This window comes from Bacteroidota bacterium (assembly GCA_036522515.1).
GTDB lineage: Bacteria > Bacteroidota > Ignavibacteria > UBA10030 > SZUA-254 > VBOC01.
This window is the reverse complement of the sequence record DATDFQ010000006.1, coordinates 43375-61680: the sequence shown is the minus strand read 5'-3', so window position 1 is coordinate 61680 and position 18306 is coordinate 43375. Positions and strand designations below refer to the sequence as shown.

The 18306-nt window shown below is 59.1% G+C and carries 9 protein-coding genes; 1 reads left to right on the top strand and 8 read right to left on the bottom strand.

The window, feature by feature from the left end; genetic code table 11:
- Positions 1–2 precede the first annotated feature (2 nt).
- The 5 genes from VI215_00810 to VI215_00790 are packed head-to-tail and all read right to left on the bottom strand — an operon-like array spanning position 3 to position 8591.
- On the bottom strand, positions 3–896 hold the full coding sequence (locus VI215_00810) for a sugar ABC transporter permease (GenBank protein ID HEY6190846.1): 894 nt from the start codon (positions 894–896) through the stop codon (positions 3–5).
- Positions 889–2115 carry an extracellular solute-binding protein gene (locus VI215_00805; protein HEY6190845.1) on the bottom strand — a complete coding sequence of 409 codons (1227 nt, stop codon included), beginning with the start codon at positions 2113–2115 and terminating at the stop codon, positions 889–891. The genes VI215_00810 and VI215_00805 overlap by 8 nt, the downstream gene beginning before the upstream one ends.
- Positions 2112–4064: an alpha-amylase family glycosyl hydrolase gene (locus VI215_00800; protein HEY6190844.1), complete on the bottom strand. Its 1953-nt coding sequence runs from the start codon at positions 4062–4064 to the stop codon at positions 2112–2114. The genes VI215_00805 and VI215_00800 overlap by 4 nt, the downstream gene beginning before the upstream one ends.
- Before the next feature lie 21 nt (positions 4065–4085).
- Positions 4086–7091 carry an alpha-amylase family glycosyl hydrolase gene (locus tag VI215_00795; protein ID HEY6190843.1) on the bottom strand — a complete coding sequence of 1002 codons (3006 nt, stop codon included), beginning with the start codon at positions 7089–7091 and terminating at the stop codon, positions 4086–4088.
- Entirely contained in the window at positions 7092–8591 is a 1500-nt protein-coding gene (locus VI215_00790; protein HEY6190842.1) for a glycoside hydrolase family 13 protein, read from the bottom strand.
- 413 nt (positions 8592–9004) lie between these two features.
- Between VI215_00790 and VI215_00785 the strand changes: the two genes are divergently transcribed.
- Positions 9005–11020 carry a tetratricopeptide repeat protein gene (locus VI215_00785; protein HEY6190841.1) on the top strand — a complete coding sequence of 672 codons (2016 nt, stop codon included), beginning with the start codon at positions 9005–9007 and terminating at the stop codon, positions 11018–11020.
- A 103-nt stretch (positions 11021–11123) separates the two neighbouring features.
- On the opposite strand, the gene VI215_00780 is transcribed toward VI215_00785, so the two are convergent.
- The 3 genes from VI215_00780 to VI215_00770 all read right to left on the bottom strand — a co-directional run bounded on the left by VI215_00780 (position 11124) and on the right by VI215_00770 (position 18305).
- Positions 11124–13388 (bottom strand): T9SS type A sorting domain-containing protein, encoded by a 2265-nt coding sequence (locus tag VI215_00780; protein ID HEY6190840.1) that lies wholly within the window; start codon positions 13386–13388, stop codon positions 11124–11126.
- A gap of 106 nt (positions 13389–13494) precedes the next feature.
- Positions 13495–14523 carry a PorV/PorQ family protein gene (locus VI215_00775; GenBank protein ID HEY6190839.1) on the bottom strand — a complete coding sequence of 343 codons (1029 nt, stop codon included), beginning with the start codon at positions 14521–14523 and terminating at the stop codon, positions 13495–13497.
- Positions 14524–14573: 50 nt separating this feature from the next.
- Positions 14574–18305 (bottom strand): hypothetical protein, encoded by a 3732-nt coding sequence (locus VI215_00770; protein HEY6190838.1) that lies wholly within the window; start codon positions 18303–18305, stop codon positions 14574–14576.
- Between the last annotated feature and the right edge of the window lies 1 nt (position 18306).

The following is an 18306-nucleotide window of genomic DNA, read 5'->3' as shown; positions in this document are numbered from 1 at the left end:
TTTCAGTAGGCCCCTTCCGTGGCTTTCGAGCGCCGCAGGAACGTCAGGCTGAAGATCAGAAGGATGACGAATATGATCATCGAGAGCGCCGCCGCATATCCGTACCGGTAGAGATTGAATGCCGCCTTATAGACGAACGAAACAAGGATATGGGTCTTGTCCGAGGGCTCGCCGCTATTGCTCACGAGCCACACGATATTGAGGTTATTGAAGGTCCAGACGATCCCGAGGGTGATCGCAGGTATCATGACCGGACGGATGAGCGGCAACGTGACGCTTTTCAGCCGGTGAAACCACGTAGCTCCGTCGATCGCAGCGGCCTCATAGAGTTCGTGCGGGATGCTCTGGAGCGCGCCGAGGGCCACCACCATCATGAACGGAAATCCGAGCCAGACATTGGTGAGGATGCAAGCCAGGAATGCTTCCGTCGGGCTCTTCAGCCACTCCACGGCCGGCAGGTGCAGGTACTTCGTGATGATGAGATTGATCGACCCGTACTCATAATTGAACATCCCGCGCCACGTCAGAGCGACGATATACTGGGGAATCGCCCAGGGCAGGATGAGGAGTGTGCGGTAAACCGACCGCCCCCGTATTTTCTGGTTGAGCAAAAGCGCGAGCGAAACCCCGATCACGACATGGAACACGATGTTCACGGCCGTCCAGATGATCGTCTTGACGAACACGCCATAGAAATTCGGCTCGGTGGGCTCCGTAAAGACCTTCGCGTACTGGTTCAACCCCTCGAAGCGCCAGTCCTTGATGTGGCGGAGGTTCATGTTCGAGAACGAGATCACCACATTGTAAATGAACGGGTAGAACACCGCGCCCACCAGGATGAGGAAGGCGGGGACGACGAAGACGGCAATGAATATTTTCCGGCGGCGGTTATTCATTCATTTCCGCGATCTTTTGAAGGGCGAGGCGCTGCATGTCGCGCGCCGCCTGTTCGGGAGTCTTTGCCCCGCCGAGCACCGCCTGATAGCTCGGACGCATCGCGTCCCAGATCGCCCGGAGCTCAGGGACCACCGGCATCGGCCTGCCGAGCTCTATCTGCCTCTCGGAATTAATGAGGATCTCGTCGTCTCTGATAAACGGGTCGGTGTAGAGGGCTTTCCAGGTGGGCATCGTCTCCAGGGCCTTCGCAGTTTGCAGTTGATTCTCCGGACCGAGTATAAAGCGAAGGAATTGGGCCACCAACGGAACCTTCTCCGGGGGGACGTTTGAGTTGATGGAATATCCCTTCGGGGAGACCATCGGCGCGCACCAGAGCCCGGTCCGGGTGATTCTCGGGAGCGGCGCGACACCGATATCGATGCCTGCCTTGCGGTAGCCGGACCACGACCAGTCGCCGTTGACGATCATCGCCGCCTTCCCGTCCTTGAAAAGAGCGTCGGCGATATTGTAGTCGGCCTCAGGCGGGATAATCCGGTAGGTGTCGCGCAACTCCTTGATGAATTGCAACCCCCCGATTGTTCCGGGGTTATCAAGCGCCGGATTCCCCTGGTCGTCCATGATCCAGCCGCCGAACCCCGTCATGAACGGGATAAAGAAAAAAGGCTCCGTATAATTCCAGGTGAGCGCATATTGATCAATCTTACCGTCCCCGTCCGTGTCGAGAGTCAATTTCCTCCCCAGCGCTATCAACTCCTCGTCGGTCCGGGGCGGTTCTTTGACAAGCCTCTTGTTATAGACCAGTGTGAGGTGGTTCCCGAGCTTGTCGGCGACCTGGTATAAATGGCCTTTATACCAGGTCAACCCCTTCGGATTGAATGCCTGAAGCAAGGTAGTATCGAAGAGCGGCTCCAGAGGCCTGATAATATCCATCACTTGAAACGGGCCGACCTGATCCGAGGGTCCGTAGACGAGATCGGGTCCCTGCCCCGCGATCGCCGCGATGATAAATCCAGACCTCAGTTCCTCTGTTTCCTTATAGATGGCCTCCACGCGGATGTCCGGGTGAAGCGTCATGAATTGCCGTATCTGATCTTCGAGAATCAGCCGCTCGTCTACTCGCATCTGGTGCCAGATGACGATCCGGTTCGGATCCTCCCTCATCGCGCAGGAAAGTCCCAGGAAAAGGATCAACCCGCTCAGTATGCCAGAAAGCCTCATAATTCCACCAGTATGACCTGTCCGGGTTCCAGATTGGCCTTCAGAGACCCGTCACGGTGGATCAGCATCTCGCCGGACAAGAGGTCGATCGGTGCCGGGCTGCCGGGAGGCAATGTCAGTGAAAAGGGCTGAGACAGGCGCATGTCCGGATTGGCTGCCACACAAAGCTGATGCTTAACTTGAGGTGAATGGCGTAAGAAACAAACAATAGAGGAGTTATCGGTGTCCACATACCTAAAGGATCCGGGAGAATGGTCCACGACAAGATCGCGGTACTTGGCCCTTATAGCCGAGACTCTCCTGACCCAGTCCGTCATTTCGTCCCGGCTCGTCCAATCGTAGGCGAATTGGCTAAAAAGTGGGAGCGAGGCAGATGGGTAATTTTTCAGATCCTTGCTGGTGAAATCGAGCCCCGTATTGACAGGGAATTTTTCACCAAGCTCGAACCCTGAGTGGATAAAAGGAATGGCGGGAATAAAGTTGGAAATTGCCCATGCAAACCTGGAATAAGCCATTCCACCCTCCCTCATGGCCGCCCTCGGTGTATTATGGCTTTCGGGAGTGGCGAAAAAGGGAATCGGATAACCCTCGAGCGCGAACCGCCTCAACAGGCTTATTAACTTATCGGGGTGATGCAAATCGCTCCAGACGTATCCGATCACCGCGCTATACCCCTCCTCCACACTTTTCGCATCGACAGAGAAGTTCTCATCCCAAAAGGCAAAATCAGGATCGATTGCACGGGCCCTGCTTATCATCTCCTTCTTGAGTTGCATTGGGAGGGCGTGCCCCATATCGATCATGACGCCGTCGATCCCAAAATTCTGCTGGTAATAGGGAATGATATCGGCTACCTTCTTCCAGAGCGGCTTATTGATATTCTCTTCGCTTGCCAGCCTGGAATCGTACATGCGGATGGTGTTGTAAGCGATGTAGTTAAAATCCGGATGCTCGTACATCTTGAGGAACGTGACATCGCCCCAGGGGGGCTGCCCGTCGTCCGGGGGCCAGTCGGCGAATGCTCCCGGAATGCGGACGGTCGCGTGCTCCGGGAGCACGCCCAGATACCTCCCCCCCTTCAGCTTGATGGAAGATTTGGCCGGCGGTATTGTGAACAGCTCAAGGAACTCCTTGTGGGGAGGCGGAAGTGACCCGAACCTCTCCTCCTCGACTGCCTTCAGAATCTCCCCCATCTCTTCTTTCGTAAAGAGCGGGGGGCCGTATGCGGACTCGTCCGCCGACCCCGGGGGCCGGTCCCTTACCTCCGCCTTGATCCAGTAGAACCACTCCGGATGCTCCTTCACCCAGTCGCCGTCCTTTGCAGAGGTCCGGAAGACGAATTCGACGACGACCCGGATTCCGAGATGGTGGGCGGCTTCCACGAACGCCTTGAATTCCTCCTCCGGCCCGAGGCCAAGATTCGGCTCGCCAAGATTACGGTCGAGCTCGTAGGGATTCTTGATCGCATAGGGGGAGCCGAGCGTCCCTTTGTTCCCGTCGGAACCGATCGATGTGATCGGCAGCAGGTGGACGACGTTTGCACCGAGTGATTTCACATAAGGGAGAAGGGCGATGGCTTTCAGGAATGTGCCGGTCTCCTTCCAACCGGAGGAGTTCGAGGGGAGATCGAGCTTTCCGTTCTGATCATGATCGAACGCGCAGGTGCTCCGGACAAACATATTATAGATTACGGCATCCCGCGACCACTCTCCCCGTGGAGAGCCGGCGATCGGGGACCGGGGTTCCCTTTCGATCCGTCCGAGCGCTTCGTCAAAAAATTCAAAGGGGTCGACTTGAAGAGTACCGCCCCCCGATTTCGCCGGGTTCGCCGGGTTCGGCGAATTCGATAGCGACCAGAGCGACGGGATGGCATAGCTCCCTTTTACGGCTGCCTTCCGGCTCGCGGAGTTCAGTCGTTTCCGGATGTTCGTGAGGTGTTGGAGCGGCATTTCGGACAGGCGGCTCTACTTCTACCGGATTAACAGCATTTTCCGGACATCCTGGAACCATCCTGTCGAGAATCTGTAGAAGTAGATGCCGCTCCCCGCCTCCCCCGACCGCGACGCGTCCCAGGTGGCGCTATAGCGCCCCGGCTGGCGGAAACCCTCGAACAACGTCGCCACGTTCCTGCCGAGGAGATCATAGACTTTGAGCGAGACGGGCCCGCCTCTGGCGACGGTATATTCGATCGTGGTCGCGGGGTTGAAGGGGTTCGGATAATTCTGCGCAAGCGAGAACTTCGAGGGGAGTACGGAGAGAGGATCCTTCACTCCCAGCACCGCGGGAAGCGCCAGCGAATAGGTGCTCTCGGCCAGCACCAGCACTGATGATCCGAAGGGCGGCAGGGCGACAGAAAGCGACGCGCTACCCGAAGCGAATACCACCGTGTAGACGGTATCGTTGTAGAGATCGCTTGCGTGATACGCCAAACCGTTCTGAACCCCGCCGGTGAAATCGACATTTGGCGACCCGGAGCCCGAGAGCGACACGGAGACCGTATGGGCGCTCGAGTCGAAGTTGGCGAGGATGATCCCGTTCAGGTCGTTGAGCGGACGGGTGTACGCAAGGAGGCGGGAGTCGCCGGTCGGAAGGTTGATCTGGCGTTGCGACCAGAAGGGCGGAAATTGCTTCCTGATCTGGGCAAGTTTCTGATAGTGCGGCAGCAGAAGCGTGCGGGCTGCGCTGTTCCAGTCGATCACTCCCCGCCTGCGCTGGTCGTAATCCGGAATGCCCGCGCCCCAGCCGACTTCCTCTCCCGAATAGACGAGCGGTAACCCCACGGAGAGGAGCACGGTCGTCGAAACCGGCATGGTTTTCGGCGCGCTCTGGTATTGCCAGATGATCCTCTCCTCGTCATGATTCTCCAAAAAGCGCATGAAGTAAGCGTTGGGGCCCGGCAGAAAGCCCATCGATGAGCCTCCGAAGTTCAAAAGATAGTTGTTTAACGAGCCTGTCTGCGGAGACGGCGTATAGAGGAATTGAATCCCGTTGTGGAAGAGGTTCCAGTCGTAGGCCGCGTCGAGGCCTCCCCCCCGGTCCCCGAACTTCGTCTCGGTCCCGACACCCGTCGCATTATCCTCGCCGAGGAGCAGGATGTCCGGCTTGATGTGTTTCAGCGCGACCCGCAGCGGGTGTCCCATTTCATTCTCTCCGCCGTTCCCGTTGTTCGACCGGAACGTGGGTCCCCAGTAGACGTCGAGGCGGTACCCGTCGAGCCCCATTTCCCTGACCCACCACCGGTAGACGCCGATCATATAACTCCGGGCGTCGATATCAGTCCAGTTGTAATTCAAAATCTCTCCTCCGAAGGCGCTGTAATAGACGAAAACCGAATCGGGGGTGAGGCTTTCGGAGATGTAGGGATGGTAATTCGGGTTGGTGATGAGCTGGTGCTGGTAGAATCCCCAGTAGGGCGAATTCTGCCGAAAGGACCGTACGCTCGAGACAAAAGGGTGATGCGTGCTCGTGTGATTCGGCGTCACGTCAAGGATGACTTTCAGGCCGAGCTGGTGCGCATGATCGACAAAATTCTTGAAATCGGCATTCGTGCCGTACTCGGGAGCGACCTTGTAAAAATCGATGATGTCGTACCCCGGCCCCGGGCCGTTGTTGATCGGAAACGCATTGTCCATCACCGGCATGACCCAGATGATGTTGTACCCCATGCTCGCGATGAAGTCGAGCTTCGGCAGGGCGGCGTTGATGGTCCCCTGGGGGGTCGCGGACTTGAAGAAGAACTCGTAGAGCCGCCCCTGCTTCACCCACGCGGGATTGCTCGCGAGGCTCGGAACGGTCATCGCGCCCGACGGGTCGATCGTAAAATAATTGCGCGTCGTATCGCGGTTTCCCCCGGGGTCGGCGGCGATGAGATTGAAATAGTATTCCCCCGGGAGAGCCGGCGGGGGTATCCCGATGATGGAAGAAACAGACCCATCCACTCCCGGAGTCGCCGACGGGTTGGCGGGATCCGCGCTCCAGAGGTAGGAGAGCTGGCCCGACTCGCCTGAATCGGGATCGCTGCTCGACGTTGCCTTGAGGCGCACCTGCCCCAGGCTCGTGTCGAAGGTGATCGCCGCGAGGGGGGAATGGTTGACAATCCTCTGGATCTGAACCGGGTAGGAAGCTTTGGAGATTCCGGCCGAATCTGCCAGGGCGACAAAGGTATTCGTCCCTTCGGCGAGAGGGGCGGCGAATGTGAACGCTCCGCCCGCGGCGGCGACCGCGAATGTGTCCGTGGAATTCCTTACGATGAGGATCGAGGTGTCCGAGACGTCGCCCACCAAACCGTTCAGCGTCCATGCCGGTTTCAGCGTCGAGAAGGGCGACTGGTTGAGAAGCCTCACAAACCCTCCCTGCGTCTCGAATGTCACCGTGTCGGCGTTCGCTCCGGCGGTCAGGATCAGGAGATGGCTTCCGTTCGGCAAGGGGGGCGGAATAAATGTAAACTGCCTGGTGCCGAAATTATAGAACTGGCCGAGCCCCGGGTAGGAGATGCCGTCAATCTCGAGCGCGAGGAGCGAGGTATCCACGACGCTCCCAACTGTTGGAAAAATATAGGCGGAGACCGTTGGCGTGGAGGTCGTGACGAGGGGCAACCGCTGGTTGGGGAGCAACTGATAGATGGTCGGATCCTTCACGTAGAGGAAGGAATTATCGTTATCCGCCGTGTTGACGTGATGGTTGAGGGGGTCGCTGGGCCACGGGGAGGCGCCGTTATAGTAGAACTTGTATTGCCAGGCGCCTGCGATCCCGCCCGGCGCAGGATTGCCGCCGACCGCCAGCCGTGCGTTTCTGATCCAGAGCGTTCCCCCCTGATACGACATCGGCCAGGCGGCGTTGTTCCATCCGTTAAACTCTCCCGGAACGGAAATTCCGCCCGGAAACCCCGCGATATTGAAACGAAAGGTCACGTCCACGCTGTCTGCGCAGATGGCCCGGGTGACGACGCCTGCCAGCAGGAGGGCGATCCACTTCATTCATTCGGCCGAGCTTGAGAACAGGATAACTCCCGACCGGGCCGGGACGACGACGCTGTCGGCGGGTGGGATCCTCGTGCCTGTCAGAAGATTCCTCCAGCCGTCCGGAGGCAACCGCACCCCCGTAAGAGGAGCCTTCGCGTCGCGCGAACCGTTATTCAGGAATACCAGCGCGCGCTCGGACCCGTCTTCGCGCGCATATCCGATCAGCTTGCCCGCGTCATCCGCCAGGACGGTCTTGTAGGAGCCGCGCCGGAAGAGACGGTGGTCGTTTCGGATCTTCACGAGCTTCTGGTACCACGTCCAGAGATCGAGGTTCCATTTCGTCGAATCCCACTCCATCGTGTGGCGGCAGTCCGGGTCTTTTCCCCCTTGCATGCCGATCTCGTCGCCGTAGTAAATCATGGGAGCGCCGACGTACGTCATCTGGGCCAGGACCGCCAGCTTCACCTTCTCCGCATCCCCCCCGCTGAGCGTCATGAACCGCTCGGTATCGTGACTGCCGATGAGGTTTTGGAGAACATAGTCCACCCGGCCCGGGTACGCGTTGCGCTGGGCGGTGAGGGTTGAATCGAACTGGGTGGCGGTCTGGTTTCCCAGCGCGATAAAGCCGACGCAGCCCCCCCGGAACCGGTAATTCATGACCGCGTCGAACTGGTCACCCTGAAGCCAGGGTGTGGCATCATCCCAGATCTCGCCAACGATATAGGCCTCCGGATTCTCGGCCTTCACGAGCTTTCTCCACTCGATCCAGAATTCGTGGGGAATCTCATTCGGCACGTCGAGGCGCCATCCGTCCAGGCCCGCTTTCATCCAATGCGTCGTTGCGTCGAACAGATACTTCCGGACCTCCGGATTGCCGGTCATCAGTTTCGGAAGGTCACCGAGGCCCCACCACGCCTCGTAGTTGGGCTTCTCGGGGGGACCCACGGGGAAGCTGTGAACGTCATACCACTTGAGATAGGGGGATTTCGCTTCATTCTTCTTGATATCTTCGAATGCAAAGAAATGGACGCCCGTATGATTGAACACGCCGTCGATAATGATGTGCATGCCCCTTCTATGGCATTCCCCGACCAGGCGTTGGAAAACGGCATCGTCGCCGAAATTGTGGTCGATCTTGAGATAATCCGAGGTGTGATACTTGTGGTTGGAGGGCGACTCGAAAATCGGGTTGAGATAGAGGGCGTTCACTCCCAAACGCTGAAGGTAATCGAGATGATCGATGATGCCCTGAAGGTCCCCTCCGAAGAAATTACGGGGCTCCGGCTTTCCTCCCCACTTTTCGACGCCGGGAGGGTCGTTGGACGTGTCACCGTTGGCGAACCGCTCAGGGAAAATCTGATACCAGATCGCGTCCTCCGCCCAGTCCGGGACGACAGGCTGGGCTAACGCCCGTGCGGAAACCGAGACGAGAAGGGTAGCCAGAATCGGGAGCAGGGCAAAATATGGGAACGCAGGTTTATGATTCGCAGGGGATGGAGCCGGTGGGATCATCATGTCGTTCGGGCAAGAATGTGCTCTCAACAACCTCTTGCCCTAAAGTAGAAAAAACGGGTTGCAAATGCAACTCGGGAGATCCCATCTCGTTCCCACGCTCCGCGTGGAAACGAGACCGCAGCCTGAAGGCTGCGGCTACCAAGAAACGACCGAAGAGGAAACGGTGACCGCGACCAAGAGACGACCGGAGAGGAATCGGTAGCCGCAAGCTTCAGCTTGCGGGTTTTTCCGGGATTGCCCTCTTTCCTCGTTCCCACGCTCCGCGTGGAAACGAGACCGCAGCCTGAAGGCTGCGGCTACCAAGAGCGGCGTTTTCCGGGATTGCCGTGTTTGAAATATCGGACCAAGCACGTATATTCTGAATGAAATCACGAGTTAGCAGAGTATAGTCCTCTTGAAGAAGGCCTCCCCGATTGCAACAGCATCGTAAGAAAGAGCTCTCCCGCCGGCCAACCGGCCGGCCCAGGGCCGGCTTTCTCACCGTCACCATTCTCCTCCCCTTCCTGCTCCTTGCCGCGCTCGAAGGCGTGCTTCGCCTTACCCACTACGGGCCCGATCTCTCTCTCTTCGCCTCTGAGCAGGTCGGGGGGAGGTCGTACCTGGTGATGAATCCGGACGTAAAGGACCGGTATTTCTCCCATGTAGAGTTCAGCCCGAACACCTCTCCCGATTACTTCACAATCCCGAAGGCGGCCAATACGTTCCGCATCTTCTGTTTGGGCGGATCGACCACGGTGGGATATCCCTACGGGTATGTCGGGTCTTTTTCCACCTTCCTGCGAGACAGGCTCCGGGCGCTCTTCCCGGAACGGCGGATCGAGGTCATTAACCTCGGGTTGACTGCGACCAACAGCTTCACGGTGAACGACATCGCAGGCGAACTGCCCGCCTACGAGCCGGATCTCCTGATCGTTTATGACGGACACAATGAATTCTATGGAGCCCTCGGCATCGCTTCCCACGAATCTGCCGGCAGCGCGCGCTGGCTGACCCGGGCTTATCTTAAGCTGATCCATGTTCGCTCGTTCCTCCTCCTCCGGAATGGTGTGAGATGGGTCTCAAGGCTCTTTTCCGCCGGCATCGTTCCCGACCGGGGCGGCACAATGATGGAACGGCTCGCCCGCGACCAGTATATCGCCTACGGCAGCAAATCCTATCGCGCGTGCCTGTCGAATTTCGGGGAAAATCTCCGGGAGCTCGCATCCCTGTGCGCGGAGCAGAAGATCCCTCTCCTGTTGAGTTCCCAGGCTTCAAACCTGCGGGACCGCCCTCCGTTCGTTTCCGGACGCCGGGATGAACTCGGCGACGCGGATCGGGCCGCGTTGGATGAATCGATCCGCGCGGGCCGGGACCTCCGCAAGCGGGGGGAATTCGACTCGGCCCTCTCCTTCTTCCGGCGGGCGGTCCGGATCGACTCCCTTCACGCAGACGTCCACTATGAGATTGCGCGGTGCCTCGACACACTCGGCAGAAAGCCCGAAGCGCGGCGCGAATATCTTCAGGCGCGGGACTATGACGAATTGAGGTTCAGAACGAGCGGCGATTTTAACGAGGCGATCCGCGGCGCCTGCAGGGATGGGAGTGCGCGCTTCGTAGACATCGAGATGTCGCTGACCGGGCAATCACCCGACTCCCTCCTCGGAAACAACCTGATGCTCGAACATCTTCACCCCAACCTCAGGGGTTATTTCCTGATGGCCAAGGAGTACGCCCGCTCCATGCGGGACGAAGGAATGCTGGCTTCGAGGGAGGAATGGGAGAAGCGGGACACGCTTGGCGACGAGGAACTCTTCCGAAACTGGGCCGGGACAGACCTCGACCTCCGGTGTGCGGCGCGGAGGATCGAGTCCCTGACATCCTCCTGGCCTTTTACAGGAGCCTCCCTCGCACCCTCTTCCCCCCATGGGAAAGCTGCGATCGACCGCATCGTCGACGGGATCGCCGGGGGAAACTCGACGTGGGAGCAAGGACACGTGGCGGCGGCCCGGTACTACGAATCGACCGGCCACACCGGCGAGGCGGAGCGGGAATACGGCGCGCTGATGAACCAGCTTCCGTACAACGTTTCCGCATACCTTATCGTCGGGCAGCTCTATCTCAGGACAAATCAAAACGGAAAAGCGTACGGGATACTCCGGAAGTCGCTCGAGATCGAACCCACGCGGTACGCCTCTCTTGCGCTCGGGACGATTGACATCAACGAACAGCGTCCGGACTCGGCGATCCCGATGCTCGAGCAGGCGGTGGGGCTCAGCCAGTCTGCGGCGGAGCGCGCCGAGTCGGGAACGACCCTGGCGATCGCCTATTCCCGGAACGGAATGAAGGACCGGGCGGTCGAAGAGCTGAAAACGATTCTCGCCGGGAATCCGCGCTACGGCCCTGCGGCAAAACTCCTGGCGCAGATCGAGCGCCCGGCGGGCGGAAAATAAAAGGCGCGGTGAGTGCCCGGGATCCGGGCTTCCACCGCGCCAACCAATGCCGCTACGCTCTGCATCCGCGACCCCCTTCGCGGGGGGGGGGCCGGGCGAATGCCTACCGGACGAGCAACGCCTTCTTCACATCCAGGAACCTGCCAGCCTGCAGTTTGTAGAAATAGACTCCTGAAGGAAGCTTATTCGCCTCGAAGAGCGAGACGTAATTCCCTGCCGGTTGATCCTGATTGACGAGCGTCGCCATCTCCTGCCCCAGAAGGTTGTACACCCTGAGAGAAACATGGGCGCGCTCCGGAAGAGCATACCGGATCTGGGTCGCAGGGTTGAACGGATTCGGATAGTTCTGGAACAGCCGGTAAGCCACAGGCCGCCCCGGAGCTTTATCAGGGCTCACCCCGTTGATGATGTCGAAGGGGGGCGTCTCATGCTCCAGCGGCGTGGCTTTCTGCCAATCGTCGACCGGGGCGGAATAATTCCTCGGCCAGGTCGTGGCGGTTCCGGCGATTTTCGATATTCTCGAATTCTTTCCGAACGCGAGCGGCTGGATAAACCGGGAGATGAAGAGATTCTGGTTCCCCAATCCGCCACCCTGATCCACCACAAATCCTCCGGGCTGCACATACCGGTAAGTGTATTGCAGGTTATAGTGCGCCGGGCCGATGATATCGAAGGACACGGTGTACATCGTGTCTGACGGCGACGAATGGGACATGTCGAGCGTCTGGGGGAAGGTCCCCTGGATCTTCTGCTGGGCAGCACGCGAGAGCGCGTCCTGGAACACCAATCGTACGGTATCGGTCGCCGGGTCGAGCGGGGTGAGGTAGTGCGTCGCGGGACCCATGTTGGCCGTGACCGTCACCGTCACTGTGTCGCCCGCGGCGATCTCCCCTTTGGGATTGATGTCGCTGAAGTAGGCGAGGTCTGTTGTGATCTCCCCGCCGTTTCCGATATTGATAAGCCGGTTCCCGTCCCCTCTCGTCGCGGGATGATCGTAGGCCATGCCGTCTCTGGTCGCATTGCTATATCCCGGAAAACGGATGGCAGCTTCCGCCGAATCGAATTGCATGAAATACTTGAAGCCGATATCCGCAGAGGGCGAGCCGTCGGCAGGGTAGGTCGTCTGATAGAGGCCCGGGTTGATGAAACTCTGATCCATCTTCGATCCACCCCAGCCGTTGAAGGGTCCCCGGACCTGCATGGTGTCGCCGAGGTCGGGCCGGAACCAGCCCAGATCTTCATAGGTCGTCATGTCGACCTGCCAGAGGATGCTGGCGGTCACCTGAAGGTTCACGGTTGAGTCGTAGTCGAAATAAGCGACCGGCACGGTCCCGCCGCCGGTGGGAACGTTATATTGCCTGTTGTCACCGCTTTCCCAATCGAGGCCGCCCCGCGGAGTTTTCAGGAATTTGTACTGGACGGTCGTATTCTCGAAGATAACGTTATCGGCTATCGTTTTCGTGTAGATGCTGTCCTGGTTCGGGTCGGTGAGCGTGTCGGTGGAACTCCCCCAGTTATTGAAACTGCCGGCGACCCGCACAATGTCGCCGCTGCCGGGCAGGAACGTTCCTTCGAGCATCTTGATCTTCATGTTCACCTGGAAGGTGACGGGCGCCGATACCGGAGGCGTATAGACCGAGTCGTTGTCGAAATAGGCCTCAGGCACGGTGCCCCCTCCCGGCGGAACGTTATACTGTCTGTTGTCGCCGCTCTCCCAATCGAGGCCGCCCCGCAGCGTTTTCAGGAACTTGTATTGCACGGTCGTGTTCTCGAAGATGGTATTGTTGACCGTTTTCGTGTAGACGCTATCGTGGTCAGGGTCGGAGAGTGTGTCGGTGGAGTTCCCCCAGTCATTGAAACTGCCTGCGACCCGCACAATGTCGCCGCTGCCGGGCTGGAACGTCCCTTCGAGCATCTTGATCTTCATGTTCACCTGGAAGGTGACAGGCACAGGGACCGGAGGCGTGTACACCGAATCGTAGTCGAAATACTCGACCGAGAGAGTATCGTTCGAAGTTGCTATCACATGGAGGCGATTGTTTCCGCCTTCCCAATCGATGCCCCCCCGCAACGTCTTCCAGAATTTATATTGGATGGTGTCTCCAAGGATCAAGGGAAGCGCAACGGTCTTGCTATAGACGCTATCCCCGTCGGGATCCTTCAATGTGTCGACCGCGGAAGTCCAGTTGTTAAACGATCCGTTCACGCTCACAATATCGCCCGAGCCGGGCTGAAACGTTCCCTCTAGCATCTTGATGTTCATCCTCACCTGAAACGTCACACTCACACCGCCTGCCTGCGCGACGGACATTGCGAGCAACGCGATGCCGATCGCGGTACTAACACGCAGTAACAATCTATTCTTCATCTATCGCTACTCCCGGTTGTGGATTGAACGAGGTGGACTAATTTGTTGACAAACTGAGTAAAGCAAGGATTCCTGATCTACCCCTCCTAATTTGCGGGGAAAAGTATCAAAATAATATGCCAAGTGCAAATTTATGCACATTTTCGAGCAAACCGAACCTTTGGAAGGCGTAATCGAATCTCAGGGTTAAAGTATTGTCAATATTGTACTTAATACCGCCTCCGAACGTATACTGCTCCTCGCTGTCACGCTGACCGAGGGCCATATACCCGGCCCGGAGGGCAAGGATGTTCTGAATTCCCGTGAATTCGGTCCCCACACTGATGCTCTCTGAATTATCGTTCGGGTGGACTGCATCGACAACGATGGTGAGGTGTCTCTCTTCGGAAACGATCGGTTCGTACGCGAGGCCGATCCGGAGGACGAGCGGGAGGTCGAAATTATCGGTCCCGAGGTTTGCCGTCACGTTCGAATTGTTTCCGGCGTTCGGGGAGATATCCTTCAGGACCAGCAGGTCATCCCCGTGCATCTGGAGCTTCGAGCCGAAATTCGAGATTCCCGCGCCGAATTTCAATCCCGAAAACGGCGTGACAAACAGTGTCCCGACATCCACCGCAATATCGGTGGCGCTTGTGTTCCAGATGTGCTCGTTGACATACTTGACCGATCCCCCGATCGAGAACCATTCGGTGAGATTCTGGGCATAGGAAGCCCCAACGGCAAAACTGCCGGCCGAAAAGGTCTCCCCCGTCCCCTCCGGCTGCTCTTCGGTGGTCCGCTCCATGTCGGCCATCGTCAGGGAGGTGAAGTTGATACCGACGGTTCCAAGACCGGAAACCGGCACCACGACCCCGCCGTAATTGAAGGCCATGCCGGCGATCCAGCCGGAGTGGGTGAAGAGCGCCTCCGGTTGCGAAAGGCGCGCCATCCCGGCCGGGTTCCAAAACATCGCCGAGGCGTCATTCGCGACCGCGACGAATGCCCCGCCCATTCCGACGGCGCGGGCGCCCACCGGGATGCTCAGGAATTTTCCCCCCGTGGTCCCCACCTTGGTCACTTCCTGCGACGCTGCGATCGAACACGCGGCCAGGAGGAACAAGGCTACTCCCTGAAAAATCTTTTCCTTCCGTTTCACACCGGTCTCCTTTTCGGTTCGGTTTGTCTCCGTGCGGTCCATGCTGGCGCTCATTTGATCACCGCAAACTTTCCCACTTTCTCCCCGATCCCGGGCGCGTCGACATGATAGATATAGACGCCATAGGCGGCGCTCAGGTTGTCGCGTGTGAGCAGGTTCCATTCGGCGGATCCGTCGAGGAGAGTGCTATGGTGGGGGATCGCCACCACCAGCTCGCCGCTGACGGTATAAATGCGGATCGTGCACTCCTGCGGGAGATGGTTGAAATGGATCGAACGCGGCCCGCGCCCCGTTGAGTAGGGGTTGCGCTCCTCCCATGTCGCGGCTGCGATGTAGGGGTTCGGGACCACTTTGATCCGGTCAAGATCGCTCTTCGCTTTCGCCTCGCTGACGGTCTGGGCGGTGGTTTTGAATTCGAACACATCCCCGGACCTGAAGAGCTTCGAGAGGACGATGTTCAGCGTGTCTCCGCTCTGCGGGCGGCCGCGGACCGAATCGAAGATCGCCGTCACGTCGTACGTGACGATCAGGGAGTCGCGGAGGTCCCGCTCCAGGAACACGATGATGTCGCTCGCGGTCTTGTTCGGAAGGAGCACGTTCCGGTGCGCGCTGAAAACGCCCGGACCGCCGCTCGTATCCTGTTCGAGAAACGCGAAATCGATTTCCTTATTCTGGCTGACGTTGAAGACTTTGAAATTGACCGGCCGCGCGGGGGGTGTGACGTTCCCCGGCCGGATGATCGTAAATTGGGTGGATGTCCCGAAGCCCGGCGGACCGAAGACGATCTTATAGTCGGTCGGCCGCTGCTGCCCCACGACCTGCCCTCCCTTCCACTGCCTGAAATCATAGTCCCAGATCCCGTTTCTGCTCCAGCCCGACAACGATCTGTTCAATCCGAAGAATTTTTCGTTCCGGGGCAGGAGCCGGAACCCGTCGGTCAACGGCTGTTCCAGCGTGTCTGCGAGCGCGCGGCTCCTGTCGATCAGCGTGTCGAAGGCGTTCGGATTCGTCACGTCGGCGAGCGTGAAATTCTTGGTCCGGAACGTATCCGGAGCGGTTCCGACGCCGGGAGAGACCGTATCCTCGAAGGTGACGTGGTAGGTGTGATGATCGCGAATCCGCGTGGGGTCCACGATCAGGTAACCGATTTTTCCCGTGGTGCTCCCTGCGATCAATTCCAGCGCGGTGACGTTGGGGGGCAAATAGCCCCCGACCGGCGCGTTGGGAGTCACAATGGCCACGGAAGAACCGAGTTCCGTCACCTTTCCCGTCACGTTGTCGACGCTGATCTTCAGATTGCTCTCGGCCGGGATGATCTCAAGCGGAGTATACCCCTGGTCATACGCCCGGATCGCATAGTAGTACTTTTGGCCGTTCTGCACGGACGTATCGGTCCAGTTGTGGGGAATCCCCGTTTCGTCGCCGAGGAAAAATTGAACCCCGTTGAACGCGATCGAATCGTACCCCTTGATCCCGTCCTTCAGGTCAAATTGGGCGATCGGCTTCAACCAGGGCGCCGGATTTCCCTCGGCGTCGGTGATCACCCTCGCGTCCTCGAACGCCGGATCGGTCGCCCGGTAGATGCGGTACCCCTCGAAGTCGTGCGGGGGCGCGCCGGGGATTCCCGCCAGGAACCTGTCGAAGGAGCCCTCCGCCTTGCTGTCCCAGTAGAGCGTCACCCGATGGTCACCCGGGACGGCGGTGAGAGTCGGCTCGAGCGGGGCCTGCGCGAACTTGTAGTTTTGCTGGTATGCGAGCTGCGCGAATTTCCGTTTCCGCAACGCGTCGGCCTTCGCGCCGGTCACATTGGGGTTTCCGGCCCGAACCGCATTTCCGAAAACGACAGCGTAGGAGATGCGTTCGATCTGACCCGCCCTCAAGGGAAAGAGACCCGACGAGACGAAGAGATCATAATCGCCGCTGCCGATCAACGCCGGGTTGACGAAGCTTCCGGGGATCATGAACGACGCCCAGAAGAATGCGTCGGGCGTCGTGCTGAAGTTAATCGCACCCGCCGAGAGATACTGCACGTTCGTCAATCCGATCTGGTCGGCCTCCTTGATGTCCGTCTTGTCGATGCTCGGTTCGCCGGGGAACGGGGTCCCGACCCCGGATGTCGGCCTGCCGTCCCCTTCTCCGAAGTCGTGCGTGCCGGCCACTCCATCGAGCCCCACATCGTCGGTGAGCGGATTCCAATCGCCGTCGTTGTCGATGCCGTCGTTCCTCGACTCGTCGACCATCTCGTCGATCCCCTCGTCGACGCCCACGTCCCGCAGGAGGTCCTTGTTCAGGTATTTCCTGCCGAGATCGGCGCTCGTCACATCGTAGAGGATGACGTTCGTCCCGGGCACCCGGTACCTGTGAAACGGATCGGCCGACGCCGAATCGACCATCCCCTGCGTCACGACCGGCAGGGTGCCGTATGAGTTTCCGTCGTTATCGATGTTGTCCCTGAACTTTTTCCCAAGGTCCTCGGGCCCGACATCGAGGAGCCCGAAAATTGGCTTCCCGCCGGAACCCCTGGCCAGAGGGTCCGACTCCGGGTTCGGAGGCCAGCGCCGCCAATTATAGACCTTGGGCGGATTCTGGGATGAATCGATCCACTGATCCGTGGCGGCTTCGTCGATCATCTGCTGCGTGACCGTGGGGCTCAGCGCCTCGCCGTTTCCGTTATTGTCGATCCCGTCCGCGAAGGTCACGGCAGCCTGATGCCCGAACGCGATGTAGGTGGAATCTTCGTCGACCAGCCCGTCGTGGTTGTTGTCGATCCCGTCTCCGGGCACTTCTCCGTCGAGCATCGCACCCGTCACCGGCGGGCCTCCGCCGGTCTCGGGATTCTCCGGACTGTCGCCGTCGTTGTCGATCCGGTCTTCCGCGTTGCCGGGGGTTTCAAGATAGAGCGTCGCCGCGGCCCCCACGAACACCCCCTGGAACGCCGGGTTCGAGCTGACGCCGTCGGCGTCGAGCGAAAATGCGATGTCGAGGATCAGGTCGAAATCGGGCGTGTCGTCCTGGGAATCACCGTCGCCTCCCACAAAATCGGCAAGCCAGATCGACATCGCCGCCTTGTTGATGTCCTTCGTCCCGTCGTTCTTCACCTCCTGGATGAAGAAGACCGCGTCCGAAACGGAAACCTGTGACCACTCCATCACACGGACATCCACGACGAGGCCGAGCCCCTTCCGGGTGGGATCGGTCGTGTCGGGAGTGTACTTGTAGCGGTCGTAGTTGTCGTCCCCGACCCGGTAGTACATCTCCTGGTCAGCGTTGAACTGGTTCTTCCCGAAATAGCCGTTCCAGCTCCCCCGCCATCCCGGATCCCCCGGGTCGGACAATTTATCGGGCCAGAAAGAGGGCCAGGTGGCCGAGTCGTCGCTTTTTGCAATCTTCCCCGTCGTCGTATTGAAATAGCCGGGGACCGGGTTCATGTTCCAGTCTCCTCCGGTCGCCTGGTTCGTGCGGAAGGCGGGCAGATCGACGATGTGGACGACCTTTCCCGTGTCATCGGTCACCTCACCGCCGAAAAACAGGGCGACCAGCGCGACGTAATCACGCCCGGTATTCTTCGGCCATTCGTAGGGAACGCCCTGTCCGGCCCCGGTGCGGCCGGAGAAGACGAAATTAAAGACGCTGGTCCGCACATTGTTGCCGTCGATCTCGGTCCTGCGCCGCAGACTCGCATCGACCCGCTCCTTGCTGGGAGTGTTTTGCGCCGGGAGAGGATCGACTCCCAGGAGGGTCGCGGCGATGTAGAGCAAAAAACAGTGGACAAACGTTCTCATC